This is a genomic window from Bradyrhizobium quebecense (assembly GCF_013373795.3).
GTDB classification, from domain to species: Bacteria; Pseudomonadota; Alphaproteobacteria; order Rhizobiales; family Xanthobacteraceae; genus Bradyrhizobium; species Bradyrhizobium quebecense.
The window spans coordinates 6,627,608-6,645,071 of record NZ_CP088022.1 but is presented as its reverse complement, the minus strand read 5'-3'; the positions used below and the strand labels follow the sequence as shown (position 1 = coordinate 6,645,071).

The following is a 17,464-nucleotide window of genomic DNA, read 5'->3' as shown; positions in this document are numbered from 1 at the left end:
GAAACCAAACAGCAGGAAACGCCCATGCCTTACGTCGATGGTTTCGTCGTCGCCGTGCCGAAGAAGAAACTCAAAGCCTATGCGCAGCTCTCGAAAAAGGCCGGCAAGGTCTGGCGCGAGCATGGCGCGCTGGATTATCGCGAATGGGTCGCCGACGACGTCAAGCCGGGCAAGCTGACCTCGTTTCCGCAGAGCGTGAAATTGAAGGCCGGCGAAACCGTCGTGTTTGCCTGGATCACCTACAAGTCACGCGCCCAGCGCGACAGGATCAACGCCAAGGTGATGGCCGATCCTCGGCTGGCGTCGATGGGCACGGGCGACGTGCCGTTCGACGTCAAGCGCATGATCTATGGCGGCTTTGCGAGTCTGGTGAAGGTCTGAGCCGGCACGGTTTCGCCGCAATCTGCGCAGCAACCAGCTGTTAAACGTCACGACCGGCACGCCGCGCGATGCCGCTTGCGTTTACTTGGCGATCCCGTATACTTTGCATTACAAAGTGCGGGCAAAACATGCGCGACCTCGACAAGGCGTTGGCCGATATTCTCGCGATCCGCAGCCAGATTGCGGCCGGAACCGCGTTCCGCGGCTACGGTCCGGCGACGGTCGCCGCCACCAGTGGCATCGCGCTGGTCACGGCGCTTGCGCAATATCTCTGGCTCGACAATCCCACCGGCCATCCAATTGTGTTTCTCGCGGGCTGGGCGGCCGCCGCGTTGCTGTCCGCGTTGCTGATCTGGATCGAGATGCAGGCGCGCTCGCGGCGGCATCATTCGGGCCTTGCGGATGCGATGGTCCAGCAGGCGATCGAGCAGTTCGTTCCCGCTGTGATCGCCGGCGTGCTGCTCGCGATCCTGCAATGGAAATTCGCGCCCGAGACGCTGTGGATGCTGCCCGGCCTGTGGCAGGTGCTGGTCAGCCTCGGCGTGTTCGCCTCGGTCCGCCTGCTGCCGCGCACGATCGCGCTCGGCGGCGCCTGGTACTTCCTGTCGGGCTTCACGGTGTTGTTGATCGCAAGCCAGAGTCACGCGCTGTCGCCCTGGACCATGGGACTGCCGTTCGCGATCGGCCAGTTGCTGCTCGCGGCACTGTTGTATTTCGCTTCCGGAGGCAATGATGCCGAAGACTGACCTGACCACCGCGCCATTCGCCTATGATGGCCTCGACCGCGTCATCCACGAGAAGGCACGGCTCGGCCTGTTGACCTCGCTGATGGCGCATCCGAAGGGCCTCGCCTTCGCCGATCTCAAGCAGCTCTGCGGCCTGACCGACGGCAATCTCAGCCGGCATCTGCAGGTGCTGCAGGAGGCCGGCCTCGTCGACGTCATCAAGGGCTATGAAGGCAATCGCCCGCACACCACCTGCCGTTTGACCAAGAGCGGCCGCCGCCGCTTCCTCGACTATCTCGCCGTGCTCGAGCAGCTGGTGCGCGACGCGGCCAGCGCCGCCGGCAAAGACGAAGGCAGGTCTCGCCGCCTTGGTATCCAGCCGATTTGATCATCCCATTTTTGTCCGGAGACTTTGTGATGCAAAGTAACGTCGCGCTCAAGCCGGAGGTAGCCGGACGGCTCCACGTCGGCATCATCATGGACGGCAACGGCCGCTGGGCGACACGGCGCGGCCTGTCGCGCCTGCGCGGCCATGAGGCTGGCGTCGAGGCGATCCGCCGTATCGTCGAGACCGCACCGGACCAGGGCGTCGGCACGCTGACGCTCTACGCGTTCTCGAGCGACAATTGGCGCCGCCCGAAGGCCGAAGTCACGGCGCTGATGGGGCTGCTGCGGTTCTATCTCGCCAACGAGATCGCAGCCCTCGTGCGCAACGGCGTTCGCCTCACCGTGATCGGCCGCCGTGATCGGTTGCCCGACGGCATCGCCGCCGCGATCACTCGCGCCGAGGCCGAGACCGCCGACGGCACCACGCTGCATCTGCGCATCGCGATCGACTATTCGGCGCGCGACGCCATCCTGAACGCCGCCGCGCGCGTCGCCGGCGCAGGCCAGCTGAGCCGCGAGGCTTTTGCCGATCTGATCACCGGCGAGGCCGGCCTGCGCGATGTCGACCTGATCATCCGCACCTCGGGCGAGAAGCGGCTGTCGGACTTCCTGCTCTGGGAAGGCGCCTATGCCGAACTGCATTTCACCGAGCGGATGTGGCCCGAATTCGATGCCGACGATCTCGCCGACGCGCTCTCTTCGTTCCATCGCCGCGAGCGCCGTTTCGGCGGCCTGACCGCGATCGCGCCGGCGGAGGTGCCGAACCTCTAGCGCGTCAAGCGGCGCAAGCTGCTCTCTTCTCAAAGCCCGGCCGGGGGGTTGGGCTCTCCTTACACAAGATGCGGGGACGAACGATCACGCCAACCAAAGCGGGAGCGATCATCCATGCGCATTCTTCTCATCAACGTGCCTCATCCGGCGATCGGCAGCCGGATCCCCGACGATCATTTGCCGCCGTTCGGCCTGCTGTCGATCGGCGGTCCCCTGATCGACGACGGACATGAAGTCCGTCTTCTCGATGCCGAGTTCGGGCCGATGCCGCTGACTACCATCCTGGCGGAGGCATCGCGGTTTTCGCCGGATGCAGTGTTGTTCGGCCACTCCGGCTCGACCTCGGGCCATCCCGTCATCGCCGAGGTGGCGCAGGCGGTCGTCAGGGCTGTGCCCGGGACGCTGATCGTCTACGGCGGTGTGTTCCCGACCTATCACTGGCGCGAGATTCTGCGCGAGGAGCCCTACGTCACCGCGATCGTGCGCGGCGAGGGCGAGGAGATCGCGCGCCGCCTGATGCGGGCGCTGGAATATGGCGGCGATCTCGGCAGCATCGACGGCATCGCATTCCGCGACGATGGGGGGCCGCGCGCCACGCGGCCCGCGCCGGTCATCCGCGATCTCGATGCCTATCGCGTCGGCTGGGAATTGATCGATCACGCGCGCTACAGCTACTGGGGCGGGCTGCGCGCCGTCGTGGTGCAGTTCTCGCGTGGCTGTCCGCATCTCTGCAATTATTGCGGCCAGCGCGGCTTCTGGACGCGATGGCGGCACCGCGATCCCGCGCGTTTCGCCAGGGAATTGGCACGGCTCCATCGCGAGCACGGCGTCAAGGTGATCAATTTCGCCGACGAGAATCCCACCGTCTCGAAGAAGGTCTGGCGGGCTTTCCTCGAGGCCCTGATCGCGGAGAATGTCGATTTGATCCTGGTCGGCTCCACCCGCGCCGACGACATCGTCCGCGATGCCGACATCCTGCATCTCTACAAGAAGGCGGGCTGGCAGCGCTTCCTGCTCGGCATGGAGAACACCGACGAAAGGACGCTGCAGCTGATCCGCAAGGGTGCGACCACCACGATCGATCGCGAGGCGATCCGCCTGATGCGCCAGCACGGCATCCTGTCGATGGCGACCTGGGTGGTCGGCTTCGAGGAGGAGACCGATCGCGATCACTGGCGCGGTTTGCGCCAGCTGTTGTCCTACGATCCCGATCAGATCCAGATGCTCTACGTCACGCCGCATCGCTGGACGCCGTATTTCCGTCTCGCGGCAGAACGGCGCGTCATCCAGACCGATCGCAGGCTCTGGGACTACAAGCATCAGGTGCTGGCGACACGGCACATGCCGCCGTGGCGGGTGCTGCTCTGGTTCAAGTTCACCGAGATGGTGCTGCAGTGCCGCCCGAAGGCCTTGCTCCGCGTGCTGCTGCATCGCGACGCCGGACTTCGTCATGCGATGCGCTGGTACACGCAGATGGGACGCCGGGTCTGGCCGCACGAGATTCTCGGCTTCCTGCGCGCCCGCAGATTGAAGCACGGGCCGACGGTGCGGGAATTTTGGGGCGCGCCCCAGGATATGGAAGAGGAGTCGATGTCGTCGCAGCGGCCCGAGCGCCGCGTCGGCGCATCACGCGCAGCGTAAATCGATACCGTCATGCCGTCTCTGGATAACTGGCGCTGATGACTGGACGCCTGAGTCATCAGCGCGATAATTTCCAGATCGGCTGCGCAGAACAAAAAGAACCGTGGCGGTCGAGGCGTCGAGTTGAGCATACAGGTTGCGATCTTAAAAATATTGGCCAGTCACGTCAGCGGCAGAGCCACGCTCGATTCACTCAAGCACGACCTCGCTATCCTCTCGTCGAGCGGCGAGGATTGGCATGCGCGGATCAAGCGCCTCGCGTCGCGGGTTCCCGAACTCGACATCTTTAGCAATGGCTACGTGCTGCGTGACGCCGAAGGCTGGGAGATCACAGCGGCCGGTCGTGAGTTCCTGCGCGCGCTGGAGGCCGTCACCCAGGACAATCTACCGCTTGAGCCATTGGCCGAGGCCGCGATCCGCGAAGAAGGCAAGCTGATCGTGGTCGGTCACCGCTTCAGGAACAGGGCACGGCCACAGCGTAACCCGGAGCCGAGCGCATCGGTGCGCCGCCGGCCGTTCCGCGAGCCGCGTTGAACCTCATAGCTCTGCGCGCGACCTAACTTCGGGACGTGGCTCTGGAGGTCGCAAATGACTGCTTTGGCTCAATCGATCGCACGCGTGTTTCCGGCCAATTCGCTTCGGAGCAGCATCGCCCGGCATGTCCTGCTGTTCGGCTTCGCGGTCCTGTTCGTCGCGGTGCTCAGGGCGAGCTACGGTCTCGATCTCAGCGCGGGCTTCTTCTGATTTTTCCAGCGGCACGTCATATTGGATTAACCGGACCGGGATAGCTAAGCGCACGCTTTCCTTGCATCTCGAACCCGGGTCGATCTTCCATGGACAAGCCGATGCGCTGCCGGTGCGGCAGGACGCGCACCATTGTGCTCGACAAGCATTTCCGGACCGCGCTGGTTTGCCCCAAATGCGATGAGATCGAGCTGGCCGGGCCGGCCAAGCCGGAGGAAGAGGCATTGACCGAGCGATAGCGCGGTCGTTTTCGGCGCCGAAACACGCTAGGTTCCGTCCGACGAAACGGTCCAAAGCGAAACCCGATGCCGCATCCTTCCGATACTACCGCCGTAACTCCTGCTGACGTCACTCTTGCTGACGTGCGCCGTGCCGCCGACGTGATCCGGGATTCGGTCATGGTCACGGCGTGCAACGAGAGCCGCACGCTGGGCGAGATCTGCGGCTGCCGCCTGTTCCTCAAATTCGAGAACCTGCAATTCACCTCGACCTTCAAGGAGCGCGGTGCGCTGAACAGGCTGCAGGCGCTGTCCCCCGAAGAGCGCAAGCGCGGGGTGATCGCGATGTCGGCCGGCAATCACGCCCAGGGCGTCGCCTATCACGCCAAGCGGCTCGGCATCCCCGCCACCATCGTGATGCCAATTGGCACGCCGATGGTGAAGATCGAAAACACCAGGCGGCACGGCGCCGAGGTCATCATCACCGGGCAGACGCTGGAAGAATGCTTCGCGTTCGTCAGCGCGTATGCCGCCGAGCGCGGCCTGATCCTGATCCATCCCTATGACGATCCGCTGATCATTGCCGGACAGGGCACGATCGGGCTCGAAATGCTCGCGGCGGTGCCGGAGCTCGATATCCTGGTGGTGCCGATCGGCGGCGGCGGGCTGATCTCAGGCATCGCCACCGCCGCCAAGGCGATCAAGCCGTCGGTGCAGATCGTCGGCGTGCAGGCCCAGCTCTATCCGTCGATGTACAATGCCGTCAAAGGCGAGCAGCTGCCGATGCGCGGCGACACGCTTGCCGAGGGCATCGCGGTCAAGGCGCCCGGGCAGATCACCACCAGAATCGTCCGCGATCTCGTCGACGACATCGTGCTGGTCAGCGAGGACCAGATCGAGCGCGCGGTCGCGACCCTGATCTCGATCGAGAAGACGGTGGTCGAGGGCGCCGGCGCCGCCGGCCTCGCGGCAGTGCTCGCGGCACCCGGCCGCTTTGCCGGCCGCAATGTCGGCCTCGTGCTCACCGGCGGCAATATCGACACCAGGCTGATCGCTTCGGTCCTGACCCGCGAGCTGGCGCGCGAGGGGCGGCTGACGCAACTGGCGCTCGACATCGTCGATCGGCCCGGCCAGCTCGCGGCGGTGTCGATCCTGCTTGCGGACGCCGGCGCGAACATCATCGAGGTTTCGCATCAGCGCACCTTCTCCGACCTGCCGGCGAAGGCGACGCTGCTCGAACTCGTAATCGAAACCCGCGACCGCGCCCATCTGGAAGAGGTGCTGGCGACGCTCGGCGCCGAAGGATTCGCGGTGCGGGAGAGCTAGCGACGCTGCTCCTATCCGCGAGTCGAAGCACCTAACCCGTCATCCTGAGGCACGAGCGGAGCGAGCCTCGAAGGATGCACGGCCCGGCTGGTGGCCATTCATCCTTCGAGGCTCGCTGCGCTCGCACCTCAGCGACTGTGTTCTTGGTCAAGCGGGTTGCCATGGTTTTTGGTCCCTGAGCATGGCGTTGAGGGTTGTAAGGACTTTGCGCGCAACGGCGATGAGGGCGACCATCTTGGGCTTTCCAGCGGTCACCAGGCGCCGGTAGAAGACCTTGAGCTGCGGATGGTATCGGCTGGCCGACAGAGCGGCCATGTAGAGCCCGGCACGCAGCTTGGCTCTTCCGCCGCCGATCATGCTCTTGCCCTTCCAGCGGCCCGACTGGCGGGTGAACGGGGCAAGACCGGCGAGGCTCGCAATCTGGCGCCGATTGAGCGTGCCGAGCTCCGGCACCTCGGCAAGGAAGGTCCGCGCGAGGGTGTTGCTCACACCAGGAAAGCTGACCAGCAGCTCCTCCTTGGCGCGCCAGACTGGCGAGCCGCGCACCAGCGTGTCGATGTCGTTGTCGATCTCCGGCAGCTCCTTCTCGAGGACCTTGATATGGCGGGCAAGGCTCTTGCGGACGCGGACGTTCTCGGCGCGCTTCTCGCGCTGACGCTCGGCAACGATCATCTCGATGATCTGCCGTCGGCGGCTGACCAGCTCAGCCAGCAGCCGAGCTTCCTGATCCGGCATGGCACGTGGCTCCGGCTTCACGGCCTCGACAAACCGCGCGATCACCGCCGCATCGATCGGGTCCGTCTTGGCACGCTGACCAACCGCCTGCGCGAAGTGCCGGATTTGGGCCGGGTTGACCACCACCAGCGGCAGCTGGGCGCCGGCCAGCGCAGCAGCAACGATCGTCTCGAAGCCGCCAGTTGCCTCTACCGCAATCAGCACCGGCGAGATCGCCTGCAAGCGCGCAACGAGCTCTTCCAAGCCTTTGCCGTCACGCGCCACGGCAAAGGCTTCCTCGCCCGGACGGACATGCACGTCCAACCGGTCCTTCGACACATCAATGCCAACATAGATCGCTTCCATCTGCACCCCTCCTTGCGCAATCGGGCTCGCCAGGCGGCCCTCGCGACTGTTCGGGTTCAATGGAACAACGGACGGGGCGCCGCGCTGAGGTTCGGGCTTCGATGCCCTGGGATGAAGCGGTCTCCCGTCCGTCACCGCGCCGGACATTCTAGCCGATCCGGCGATTCGAGACTTACAAGGATGACGGGTCCTGGGCCGCGAGCTCGGCGAGCTTCGCGATCGTGTTGAGGTTGCGCGCGGTGCCGTTGGCGGCGGCGGGAATCTTCAGCTTCGAGCGGCCCATGCCGCTGCCATAGGCGACATAGATCTCGCGCTTGCCGAGGCGCATTTGCTCGTCCTGTTGGCCCTTGACGTCCTTCAGGGCGTCTTTGGGTGGCGGCTCGTCGAGGAAGATCGCGACGGTCGTGTTCGGCGGCGCTTTCGGAAACGGATTGGCTTTCAGCACCGCGGCGATCTCGTCCGCGCTCCGCACTGCGACGCCAACCGGCTTGCCGGCATAGGCGTGCAGTCGCTTCTCCAGCGCGGCCTTGACCTTAGGCGCGCCGAGCTTCGAGGAGAACACGACATTGCCGCTGGCGATGTAAGTCTGCACGTCGGTAAATCCCTCGTCGACGCACATCGCCATCAACTCGGTCATCGGCAGCTTGCCGGTGCCGCCGACATTGACCGCGCGCAGCAAGGCGACAGAACGCGGCATCACGGCCTCACGTCAGCAGCAGCGCCATGCCCGGATCGCCCTTCTGCATCGCGCGCTGATAGGCCGGGCGTGCGGCGATGCGGCCGAGATAATTCCTGATGTTGGGGCAGCGGCCGAGGTCGTAGGGCAGGAAATAGCGCATCGTCGTCAGCGAAAAGCCGATCATGATATCGGCCGTCGTGAACGCCTCGCCCGCGAGATATTCGGCGTCGCGGACGCGTGCCTCGATCAGATCGAACGAGCGGTCGACCCGCGCTTTGGTCGCTATCAGCATCGGATTGTCGGCCGCGAGGTTGAGCCGGTTCAGGATCATGCTGCGGCCCATCTGCGCCTGCAGCGTGCCGTTGGCGAAGTGAAACCAGTACAGGAACTGCGCGAAGTCGGGATGGTCTGATGTCAGCGTCAGCCGTCCATTGCCGTATCTTGCGACGATATACTCGACGACCGCACCGGATTCGGCCAGCACCAGGGCGCCGTCGGTGATGACGGGCGCGGCGCCGATCGGGTGCAGCGCCTTGTAGTCGGCCGGCGCCAGCATCGTGACCGGATCGCGCGTGGTGTGCTTCAGCTCGTAGGGGATTTCCAGCTCCTCGCACAGCCAGACGATCCGTTCCGATTGCGACTTGCCGAGATGGTGAACGATGAGCATGCGCGCTCCTTAACTAGGCGTCCGCTTTCTTCTTCGCAGGCTTGCTGGCCGGCGGCGGCTCTTCCATCGCCTTCTTCATGGCGCGGGCATAGGCGTCGGCGGCGTTCTCTGCCGAGTTCTGCAACCGCTTGGCGGTCGCGGTCGCGTTCAGGATCGTGCTCTTGGCCAGGAAGCGGAAGCGCGCCTTGGTCTCCTTGTCCTTGGCCTTGGCGGCGCGCGCGACCCAGACGGCCTGGCGCTTCTTGGCAGCCGCCATCACGGCCTTGGTCTGCGCTCTTGCGGTTTGCCGGATGACGGCGTCGAGGTCGGCTTCGGCCATTCAGATACACTCATTGACTGGACGTGCGCCAGGGTGGGCGCGCGGTGGGAGGAGGGGGAGGTATCACTAGCGCAACCCGCGCCGTTTGAACATGCGATCCTTCGATGCCCCGAGGGGCGTGGCCCGGCGGATGGTTGCACGCTCTATCGGGCGTGCGGTTCGGCATGATATAGCGGCGCGGCCCGGCCGGCGGCCGCGCAGTCCAGGCGAGGTTTCGATGCAAGCGATCAGCCGAAGGAGCCTGCTTGGCGGCATTGCCCTGCTGGCGACGGCGTCTTCGCTTGCAGCGGCGGCCGAGCAGCTGACCGTCGATGCCGGCGAAGGCCGCGTCACGGTCAGCCGGTTTGCCTCGGAGCGCAGCGGCAAGCGGCCGGCCGTGCTTGTCCTGCACGGCTCGCGCGGCTTCGATCTCAGGCCGCAGGCCTATCAGCGCTATGTCAAAGCGCTGACGGCAGACGGCATCGACGCTTATTTCGTTCGTTACTACACCCCGGCCGACGAGAAGGCATTCGGGACGCTGAACACGCGCGAAACCCGCGAGGCCTACGAGACCGGGCGTTTCGAGGCCTGGGCCGCGCGGGTCTCGGCGGTACTATCGGCGGTGCTGTCGGGCGCGTACAGTTCCGGCCGGATCGGACTGCTCGGGTTTTCGCTTGGCGGCTACGTTGCTGCGGCCGCGGCGGCCCGTGACGAGCGGGTGTCTGCGCTCGCCGTGCTGTACGGCGGCATGCCCGACAAGATCGCGCCGCAGGTGAAACATCTACCGCCGATGACCGAGTTGCACGGCGAGGCCGACCGCAACGTGCCGCTTGCCAGCGGTGAGGCGCTGGTCAGGCTGGGCGAGTCGGTCGGCGCCGCGGCGGAGATCGTCCGATATCCGGGCAAGGCGCACGGCTTCGACTTCGCCGACAATGATCCAATGACTGCCGATGCAGTTAACCGTGTTGGCGATTTCTTCCAGGCCCGTCTGAACGCAGCTTGAGTCTCAGTCGGCAGACGAACCCGGCGGCACCTTGGCGCCGGCGAGCAGTCCGGCCAATTCCACCTGTCGGCCGAGCCCGGTCTTCGCCAGCACGGCCTTGAGCTGGTTGCGCACCGTTTCGCGAGAGATCCCGAATGCGACGGCGATGGCCTCGACGGTTCGTCCTTCGCCGATGCCGCGCGCGACGCGCGCCTCGGCCGGCGTCAGGTCGAACAGGCCTTGCAGCACTTCCGCGGTCGGCACCTCCGATGGCACCACCGGCGTCACGATCACGATCGCCAGCGCGCGGTCGAACAGATCGCGCGCGGCGCCCTGGATCGGGACCAGGTGCACGATCAGCGGCGGCCGATCGTCCTGTGCGGCGATCGGCACCGAGCGGACCTCGACGCCGATGAGCCCCTGATCGAGCGCCGCCACTGCCTGCGCGAACAGCGCGTCGGCGGTAGCTGCCGCCAGCGTCAGGCGATCGGTGCGATCCTGCATCACGTCGGGCACCAGGCGGTCGAACAGCGTGTTGGCCGTCATCAGACGGCCGCCGCGCCGCAGCACCGCCGCGGGCAGTCCAAGCATCGCCAGCGACTCGGTTGCCGCCCTGGCGCGCTCCATTCCAAGCCGGGCCGACAGCAGCGCCGCCCGCGCCAGATGCGGGCGCAGCGCGTCGAGCTGCTCGATCGCTTCCCGCTCGATCGGTCCGTGCTGGTATTCGCGCTCGACGCTATAGATCAGCACGTCGCCGCTCGGCACCGGGATCGCGGTACCGGCGCCCCATCCGAGCCCGCGTGGGCGGAAGAACTCGCGGATCTGGAAATCCTGCTGCACTTCCTCGGGCGTATCGAACACGTCGATGTCGCGCAGGAAGCCGGCATGATTGGCCGCGAGCAGGCGTGGCAACCGCCCGTTGCGCTCGTGCCAGCAGCCTTCGACATAGGCAACCGTGTCGTCGTGCATGTCGGGGGATGCGACCCAGCGGACATCGTGCGGGGCTGCCGTCAGCAGCACGATACCGCGCGCCCGCGCGATCGCGCCGACCTGATGCAGCAGGTTCGGCCACAACTCGGGGATGACCGCGGCCTCGTAGGCCAGGTCAATCAGATGCTCGTGCAGGTCGTTCGCCATCGGTCATTCCAGGAAATATTGCTGCCCAACAGATTAACCCCTCGACCGCGTAAGTATTGCGTAGAGCAATTCAGCCCAAGCCACGAGTCCGGGCTTTCCCGGTGCGCGTCAGCGCGCATCAAGGGGAATTGCGGCGTTCGCCGGGGCTCGTTCGGGATTTTCGCGTATGATTTCGGCGACGGATATATCGGCACGGCCGGCGCCTCCATCCGGCAGGTCCGGCGGCCCGACGAGGTTCAGCCCTGGGCGCTGAACGTGCAGATCGGCTTCCAGAAGAAGCTCGATTTCGGCGACGCGCCGAAGGCCGCCGACGCAAAGGTCACCGAGGTCAAGCCCAAGACGTGAAGATCAAGAGTTGATGGTCAAGGCCTGATGATCGGGACCTGACGATCGCCGCCGCGTGTGGCGAAATTGATCCCGCGTGACAGTCAGAAATACTTTCGAAGCGTCTCGAAACGTATTCAGCATGAATCGCTGCGGCGCGAGGCCCGTCAGCGTCACACGTTTGCAACGCTGCGCGCGATCCTTCAACCATGAACATCCTTTAATTTGTATCCGCACGACTTGTCGCGCCTGCTAAGCGGCGACATGCAGTCGAGCCATCGCCGGCTCGGGGGAGGGCCGATGATCAGCCGCAGGGCGCTTTCCGGATTGTTGATGACACTGGTCGGTCCCTCGTCGGTCACCGGCAACACGCTGACGCTGAGTCATTGCCAGGGATCATGCGCGAATGTCGATCTGCCGGCGCTGGGCTACGATACGTTCTGCCGGTCGTTCTTCGATATCGCGACGCGAGGAAAGCTGCGCGCAGTCGCCACCGGCCCCGACATCCGAAGGGAGATGCGGTCGCTGTTTCGGGGGCGGCGGCTGTATCGGCCGTCGCGCGACGAGATCCGGATTCTCTGGCGCGGCACCGCGGATGGATTCTCGGTCGTGAGGGTCGAGTTCGATCTGGAATGCGGCGTGCCGGTGCGCGGATGTCTCGGGATTCCCGACGGCGCGTTCAAGGGATTGATCCTGCTCGGCCATGGCATGGCGAGCACGCCGGAGCGGTGCTTCGATGATGCCGACAAGGATTACATGAACGCGCTCGGCAAGCAGCTTTGCCAGGACGGCTATGTCGTGTGGTGCCCCTACATCGTCCAGATCGGAAATCAGGAGAGCCAGAACAACATCGCCGCGATGCTGGCATCCCATGGCATCTCCGCGCACAACGTGTCGTGTGCATCGATCGACGCCGGCGAAACCGTCTGCCGGAAGCTGACCGGAGCGTCCGGTCTGAATGTCGGCGTCTACGGGGTGTCCTCGGGCGCCTTTCTCGCGCTGCATCTGGAAGCCGCCACCGGGCGGATGCGGCCGACCGTCGCCTCCGGTTATATGCGTGACGAGAAGAAGTTTCTGACGTCGTCCGCCATCAGCAAGAACCTCGGCATCGAACTTGCGGCCTACATTCATTTCGCCAACAGCCGCGCCAAATACACCGGCGCGGAGCTCGCGTATCTGCTCTGTCCGTGTCCGCTGTTCGTCGAGATTGGCAGCCGCGATACTGCAAACGCGATCGATCTCGGGCGGGATGAGAAGTTCGCGGAGATGCGATCCGTCTATACGTCGTCGACCCATCCGCATTTGATCGACATGGATGTCTTCGACGGCGCGCACGAGGCCAACGGCAGGCGCGCAAGGCCATGGCTATACGGCCATCTGGCGTCGCCCGCCTACCAAGAGACGTCGCGCTTGAAGAACGCCATCGCGTTGTGAGCGGCACGCGCCGTTGTGTCTGCTTTCAAGACGCCGGCATACAGGCGCCACGTCTGACTTCGACCATACATAGCTCGAAGCGCCTGTTGCCGGGATCAGCGAAACAGGGCGATCGGGCTACAGGATTGTCGGATTGGCCGCGTTATGATCTCCTGTCATGCACCTAGCCCATCCTGACCTTCTTCGGTCTGAGGGAACTCGACGTCATATCCGTCTCGTAGAGCTTGTTGGTAGCCGAAGGGTTGGACAGCATGAGTGGTACGGAACGAATGCTCGGTGGATTGGCAGGGCTTCTGGTATCGGCGGGATTGGCGGCACTCGGGATTTCGGCGGCCCATGCCCAGGCGGGTCCGCCCGGGCCTCCTGCCGTGGGCGTGTTCGAGGCGGTGAAGCGGCCGATTACCCAATCCAATGAATTCCTCGGACGCATCGAGGCTCCCAACCGCGTCAACGTGGTGGCGCGCGTCACGGCGTTTCTTGAGAAGCGGAACTTCGTCGAGGGCTCCGAAGTCAAGGCCGGTGACCTGCTGTATCAACTCGAGCGCGGTCCGTTCGAGGCCGACCTGGCATCGAAGAAGGCCCAGGTCGCGCAGTTGCAGGCGACGCTGGTCAACGCCAAGCTGACCACCGACCGCGCCAAATCGCTGCTCGGCGGACCGGCCGGCCAGCAATCGAGCGTCGACGCCGCAGTCGCCAACCAGCAGAGCCTCGAGGCACAGGTGCAGGCCGCGCAGGCGCAGGTCGACCTGTCCCAGATCAATCTCGACTACACCGAGATCCATTCACCGATTGACGGCAGGATCGGACGCACCGCAGTCACCGAGGGCAACGTCGTGACGCCGAGCTCGGGAACCCTGACGACCATCGTCAGTCAGGACCCGATGTATGTCACGTTCCCGGTGCCGGTGCGCGAGGCGCTCGATCTGCGCGAACGCTATGCGACGCGCGGCGGCTTCAAGGCCGTGGTCATCCGGCTGCGCCTGCCCGACGGCCGGCTCTACGACAAGGTCGGCGAGCTGAACTTCGTCAACAACACCATCGCGCAGAACACCGACACTATCTCCTTGCGCGGCACCATCCCTAACCCGTCGACGTACACATCCGTCGCAGCCGGCGGTGCGGTCCGCGAGCTGACCGACAATGAGTTCGTGACCGTGCTGCTGGAAGGCGTGCAGCCGGTCGAGGTGCTGGCGATCCCGCGCTCGGCGGTGCTGTCGGACCAGCAGGGTGAATATGTCTACGTCGTCGGCGCGGACAACAAGGCCGAGCAAAAGCGGATCCAGCTTGGGCAATCGACATCGACGATTGCCGCGGTGACGAACGGCATCGCGCTCGGCGACAAGGTGATCGTCGAGGGGTTGCAGAAGGTCAGGCCGGGCGAGGCGGTCGCGCCGGGGCCCGCCAGCGCGCTGATCCAGTCGAGCATGAAGGTTTCTGCGGACGGCGGCGCCACCAGCACGCCGAAATCGACGGGCAATAACCCATGATCTCCGCTGTCTTCGTCGATCGTCCGCGGCTTGCGATCGTCATCGCGTTCGTGATCACGATCGCGGGCGCGCTGGCGCTGATGCAAATCCCGGTCGCCCAGTTCCCGGACATCGTGCCGCCGCAGGTCACGGTCTCGGCCGTATTCCCTGGTGCTTCGGCCGAAGTGGTAGAATCGAGCGTCGCCCAGCCGCTGGAAGCGCAGGTCGTCGGCGTCGACAAGATGCTCTACATGAAGTCGACCAGCGGCAATGACGGCAGCTACACGCTGACGGTCTCGTTCGCGCTCGGCACCAACCCCGATATCAACACCGTCAACGTCAATAACCGGGTGCAGAGCGCGCTCGCGCAATTGCCGACCGAGGTGCAGGCGCAGGGCCTGACCGTGCAGAAGAAATCCTCGGCGGTGCTGCAGTTCATCGTGCTGTACAGCAAGAGCGGCGAGCAGGACCCGCTGTTCATCACTAATTACGCCATCATCAACGTGCTGGACGCAATCTCGCGCACGCCCGGCGTCGGACAGGCCTCGCTGTTCGCCAAGCTGAACTATTCGATGCGGATCTGGTTCGATACCCAGCGCCTGACCAGCCTCAATCTGGCGCCGTCGGACGTGATCGCCGCGATCCGTGCCCAGAGCGTGCAGGCGCCGGTCGGCCGCATCGGCGCGCGTCCGATCAGCAACGACCAGCAATTCCAGTTCAACGTGCAGACCCAGGGCCGCCTGACGACATCCAAGCAGTTCGGCGACATCGTGCTACGGGCCAATCCGGACGGATCGGTGCTGCGGATCAGGGATGTCGCCCGCGTCGAAATCGGCGCGCAGAACATGGATTCGGAATCGCGGATCGACGGCAATCCCGGTGTGCCGATGGGCATCTATCTCGCACCCGGCGCCAACGCCGTGACCACGGCCAAGGCCGTGCAGGCGACGCTTGCGAAGTTGTCGGAGCGGTTCCCGCCGGGGCTGACCTACCTCGTGCAGTACGACTCCACGACCTTCGTCTCAGATACGATCAAGGAAGTCATGAAGACGCTCGGCGAAGCCTTCGTGCTCGTCGTGATCGTGGTGTTCCTGTTCCTCGGCAATCTGCGCGCCACCGTGATCCCCGCGGTCGCGGTTCCGGTCAGCCTGATCGGCGCCTTCGCGGTGCTGCTGGCGCTCGGCTATTCCGCCAACACGGTCTCGCTGCTGGCGATCGGCATCGTCGTCGACGACGCCATCGTCGTGGTCGAGAACGTCGAACGCGTCATGGAGGAGGAGCCGGAGCTGTCACCGGCCGATGCCACCAAGAAGGCGATGGAGCAGATCACGGCGCCGATCATCGCGATCTCGCTGGTGCTGCTCTCGGTGTTCGTGCCGATTGCGTTCATTCCCGGCATCTCAGGTACGCTGTTCCGCCAGTTCGCGGTGACGATCAGCGCCGCGATGGTGATCTCGGCGCTGAACGCGCTGACATTGTCGCCGGCGTTGTGCGCCGTGTTCCTGCGTCACGGCGGGCCGCGCCGCGGCATCATGGGACGGGTGCTGGGCGGCATCGACTGGATCCGCGACCGCTATGCTGGCATCGTGCAGCGGCTGCTCCGCGTGGCGGTGCTGTCATTGGTCGCAGTGCTGGTGTTTGCCGGCGCGGTGTTCGGCGTGTCGAAGATCACGCCGACCGGCTTCCTGCCCGAGGAGGACCAGGGCGCCTTCTTCATCGCGGTGCAACTGCCTGACGGCGCGTCGGTGGCGCGCACCAGCGAGGTCACCAAGCAGGTCGAAGCGATCCTGAAGAAGAACCCGGCGGTCGACCACGTGCTGTCGATCATCGGCTTCTCGCTGCTCGACGGCGCCAGCGAGCCCAACTCGACATTCATGGTGGCACGCATGAAGCCGTTCGCCGATCGCAAGGCTGTCACCGACTCGGTGCAGGCCGCGATCCGGCAGACCTTCATCGCGGGATCGCAGATCCGTTCGGCCTCGGTGCTGCCGTTCAACCTGCCGCCGATCATCGGGCTCTCGACCTCCGGTGGCTTCGAATATCAGCTCGAGGCGCTGGAAGGGCAGGATCCGGCTGCCCTCAGCAGCGTGATGGGCGGGTTGATCGGTACTGCAAACCGCAATCCAAATCTGACCCGCGTGTTCTCGACCTTCACCGCGACCAACCCATCGGTCTATCTCGATATCGACCGCGCCAAGGCGCAGGCGCTCGGTCTCAACATGGCCGACGTGTTCACTGCGCTGCAGGCCACGCTCGGCGGCATCTATGTCAACAATTTCAACCTGTTTGGCCGTACCTGGCAGGTCAACGTGCAGGGCGACGCGGCCGACCGCGGTGACATCCCCGACATCTGGCAGATCTATGTGCGCAACACCGGCGGCGAGATGGTGCCGATCCGCTCGATCGCAAGCTTGCGGATCGTCACCGGCCCGCAGGTGATCACGCGCTACAACAATTATCGCTCGGTCACCGTGAACGGCAGCCCGGCGGCGGGCGTGTCCTCGGGCACCGCGATTGCGACGATGGCCGACCTGTCCAAGACGACTCTGCCTTCAGGCTATTCCTATGAATGGACCGGCACGGCCTATCAGGAGCAGGCGGCGTCCGGCCAGACCGGTATTATCCTCGCGCTCGCGGTGCTGTTTGCCTATCTGTTTCTGGTGGCGCTGTATGAGAGCTGGACGATCCCGATTCCGGTGCTGCTATCGGTCACGGTCGGCGTGCTGGGCTCCTATCTCGGCATCAAGCTCGCAGGCCTCAATCTCGATCTCTACGGCCAGATCGGCCTCGTGGTGTTGATCGCGCTCGCCGCCAAGAACGGAATACTGATCGTCGAATTCGCCAAGGAGCAGCGCGAGGCCGGCCGGCCGATCGCGGAGGCCGCGACGATGGGCGCGCAAATGCGCTTCCGCGCCGTGATGATGACATCGATCGCCTTCATCCTCGGCCTGGTGCCGCTGGTGGTCGCGACCGGCGCCGCGGAAATCAGCCGCCGTGCGGTCGGCACCGCGGTGTTCGGCGGCATGCTGGCCGCGAGCTCGATCGGCATCTTCCTGGTGCCGATGCTGTTCGTCACATTCCAGGGGTGGCGCGAGGGTGTAAAGAACCGGTTTGGTCGTCGGGGCAAGGCGGAACAGCCGGCGTCGCATTAGCGCATGATCCGGAAGGATCATGCGTAAACAACGAGCTAATCTGCGATGACGA

19 protein-coding genes are annotated in these 17,464 nt (G+C 64.9%); 14 read left to right on the top strand and 5 right to left on the bottom strand.

Annotated elements, in window-relative coordinates; all coding sequences use genetic code 11:
• Positions 1-24: 24 nt before the first annotated feature.
• The 9 genes from HU230_RS31970 to HU230_RS31930 all read left to right on the top strand — a co-directional run bounded on the left by HU230_RS31970 (position 25) and on the right by HU230_RS31930 (position 6,193).
• Positions 25-381, top strand: a complete 357-nt coding sequence (locus HU230_RS31970) for a DUF1428 domain-containing protein (protein WP_176534735.1) — start codon at positions 25-27, stop codon at positions 379-381.
• A gap of 128 nt (positions 382-509) precedes the next feature.
• Positions 510-1,127, top strand: a complete 618-nt coding sequence (locus HU230_RS31965) for a hypothetical protein (protein WP_176534736.1) — start codon at positions 510-512, stop codon at positions 1,125-1,127.
• Positions 1,114-1,494, top strand: coding sequence for a transcriptional regulator (locus tag HU230_RS31960; RefSeq protein WP_176534737.1), 381 nt, complete (start codon positions 1,114-1,116; stop codon positions 1,492-1,494). The genes HU230_RS31965 and HU230_RS31960 overlap by 14 nt, the downstream gene beginning before the upstream one ends.
• A 29-nt stretch (positions 1,495-1,523) precedes the next feature.
• The gene (locus HU230_RS31955) at positions 1,524-2,264 is read left to right on the top strand and encodes a di-trans,poly-cis-decaprenylcistransferase (RefSeq protein ID WP_176534738.1); all 741 of its coding nucleotides are present in this window, start codon (positions 1,524-1,526) and stop codon (positions 2,262-2,264) included.
• A gap of 114 nt (positions 2,265-2,378) precedes the next feature.
• On the top strand, positions 2,379-3,905 hold the full coding sequence (bchE, locus tag HU230_RS31950) for a magnesium-protoporphyrin IX monomethyl ester anaerobic oxidative cyclase (protein ID WP_176534739.1): 1,527 nt from the start codon (positions 2,379-2,381) through the stop codon (positions 3,903-3,905).
• A 123-nt stretch (positions 3,906-4,028) separates the two neighbouring features.
• Positions 4,029-4,439: an aminoacyl-tRNA deacylase gene (locus tag HU230_RS31945; protein ID WP_224943769.1), complete on the top strand. Its 411-nt coding sequence runs from the start codon at positions 4,029-4,031 to the stop codon at positions 4,437-4,439.
• A 54-nt stretch (positions 4,440-4,493) separates the two neighbouring features.
• Positions 4,494-4,649, top strand: a complete 156-nt coding sequence (locus tag HU230_RS31940; RefSeq protein ID WP_224943765.1) for a response regulator — start codon at positions 4,494-4,496, stop codon at positions 4,647-4,649.
• Between the two features lie 89 nt (positions 4,650-4,738).
• Positions 4,739-4,888, top strand: a complete 150-nt coding sequence (locus tag HU230_RS31935) for a hypothetical protein (protein WP_176534740.1) — start codon at positions 4,739-4,741, stop codon at positions 4,886-4,888.
• Positions 4,889-4,954: 66 nt separating this feature from the next.
• Positions 4,955-6,193 carry a threonine ammonia-lyase gene (locus HU230_RS31930; RefSeq protein ID WP_176534741.1) on the top strand — a complete coding sequence of 413 codons (1,239 nt, stop codon included), beginning with the start codon at positions 4,955-4,957 and terminating at the stop codon, positions 6,191-6,193.
• A gap of 147 nt (positions 6,194-6,340) precedes the next feature.
• Here the strand turns inward: HU230_RS31930 and HU230_RS31925 are convergent, their stop codons facing one another.
• The 4 genes from HU230_RS31925 to HU230_RS31910 form a co-directional block, all read right to left on the bottom strand.
• Positions 6,341-7,273: an IS110 family RNA-guided transposase gene (locus HU230_RS31925; RefSeq protein WP_176534813.1), complete on the bottom strand. Its 933-nt coding sequence runs from the start codon at positions 7,271-7,273 to the stop codon at positions 6,341-6,343.
• Positions 7,274-7,445: 172 nt separating this feature from the next.
• Positions 7,446-7,970 (bottom strand): DUF1697 domain-containing protein, encoded by a 525-nt coding sequence (locus HU230_RS31920; RefSeq protein WP_176534742.1) that lies wholly within the window; start codon positions 7,968-7,970, stop codon positions 7,446-7,448.
• Positions 7,971-7,977: 7 nt separating this feature from the next.
• Positions 7,978-8,619 carry a glutathione S-transferase family protein gene (locus tag HU230_RS31915; RefSeq protein ID WP_176534743.1) on the bottom strand — a complete coding sequence of 214 codons (642 nt, stop codon included), beginning with the start codon at positions 8,617-8,619 and terminating at the stop codon, positions 7,978-7,980.
• A gap of 13 nt (positions 8,620-8,632) precedes the next feature.
• Positions 8,633-8,938 (bottom strand): hypothetical protein, encoded by a 306-nt coding sequence (locus tag HU230_RS31910; RefSeq protein ID WP_176534744.1) that lies wholly within the window; start codon positions 8,936-8,938, stop codon positions 8,633-8,635.
• A 217-nt stretch (positions 8,939-9,155) separates the two neighbouring features.
• Between HU230_RS31910 and HU230_RS31905 the strand changes: the two genes are divergently transcribed.
• Entirely contained in the window at positions 9,156-9,920 is a 765-nt protein-coding gene (locus tag HU230_RS31905) for a dienelactone hydrolase family protein (protein ID WP_176534745.1), read from the top strand.
• A gap of 3 nt (positions 9,921-9,923) precedes the next feature.
• Here the strand turns inward: HU230_RS31905 and HU230_RS31900 are convergent, their stop codons facing one another.
• Positions 9,924-11,036: a helix-turn-helix transcriptional regulator gene (locus tag HU230_RS31900; RefSeq protein WP_176534746.1), complete on the bottom strand. Its 1,113-nt coding sequence runs from the start codon at positions 11,034-11,036 to the stop codon at positions 9,924-9,926.
• On the opposite strand from HU230_RS31900, the gene HU230_RS31895 reads away from it, so the two are divergent.
• The 4 genes from HU230_RS31895 (at position 11,013) to HU230_RS31880 (ending at position 17,412) form a co-directional block, all read left to right on the top strand.
• A complete protein-coding gene (locus HU230_RS31895) occupies positions 11,013-11,381 on the top strand; it encodes a hypothetical protein (protein ID WP_176534747.1) in 369 nt (122 codons plus the stop codon). The genes HU230_RS31900 and HU230_RS31895 overlap by 24 nt on opposite strands.
• 279 nt (positions 11,382-11,660) lie before the next feature.
• Complete coding sequence (locus HU230_RS31890; protein ID WP_176534748.1) at positions 11,661-12,794, top strand: hypothetical protein; 1,134 nt, start codon at positions 11,661-11,663, stop codon at positions 12,792-12,794.
• A gap of 269 nt (positions 12,795-13,063) precedes the next feature.
• Entirely contained in the window at positions 13,064-14,281 is a 1,218-nt protein-coding gene (locus HU230_RS31885) for an efflux RND transporter periplasmic adaptor subunit (RefSeq protein ID WP_420840903.1), read from the top strand.
• On the top strand, positions 14,278-17,412 hold the full coding sequence (locus HU230_RS31880) for an efflux RND transporter permease subunit (protein ID WP_176534749.1): 3,135 nt from the start codon (positions 14,278-14,280) through the stop codon (positions 17,410-17,412). Before HU230_RS31885 ends, HU230_RS31880 begins: the two co-directional genes overlap by 4 nt.
• Positions 17,413-17,464: the final 52 nt, after the last annotated feature.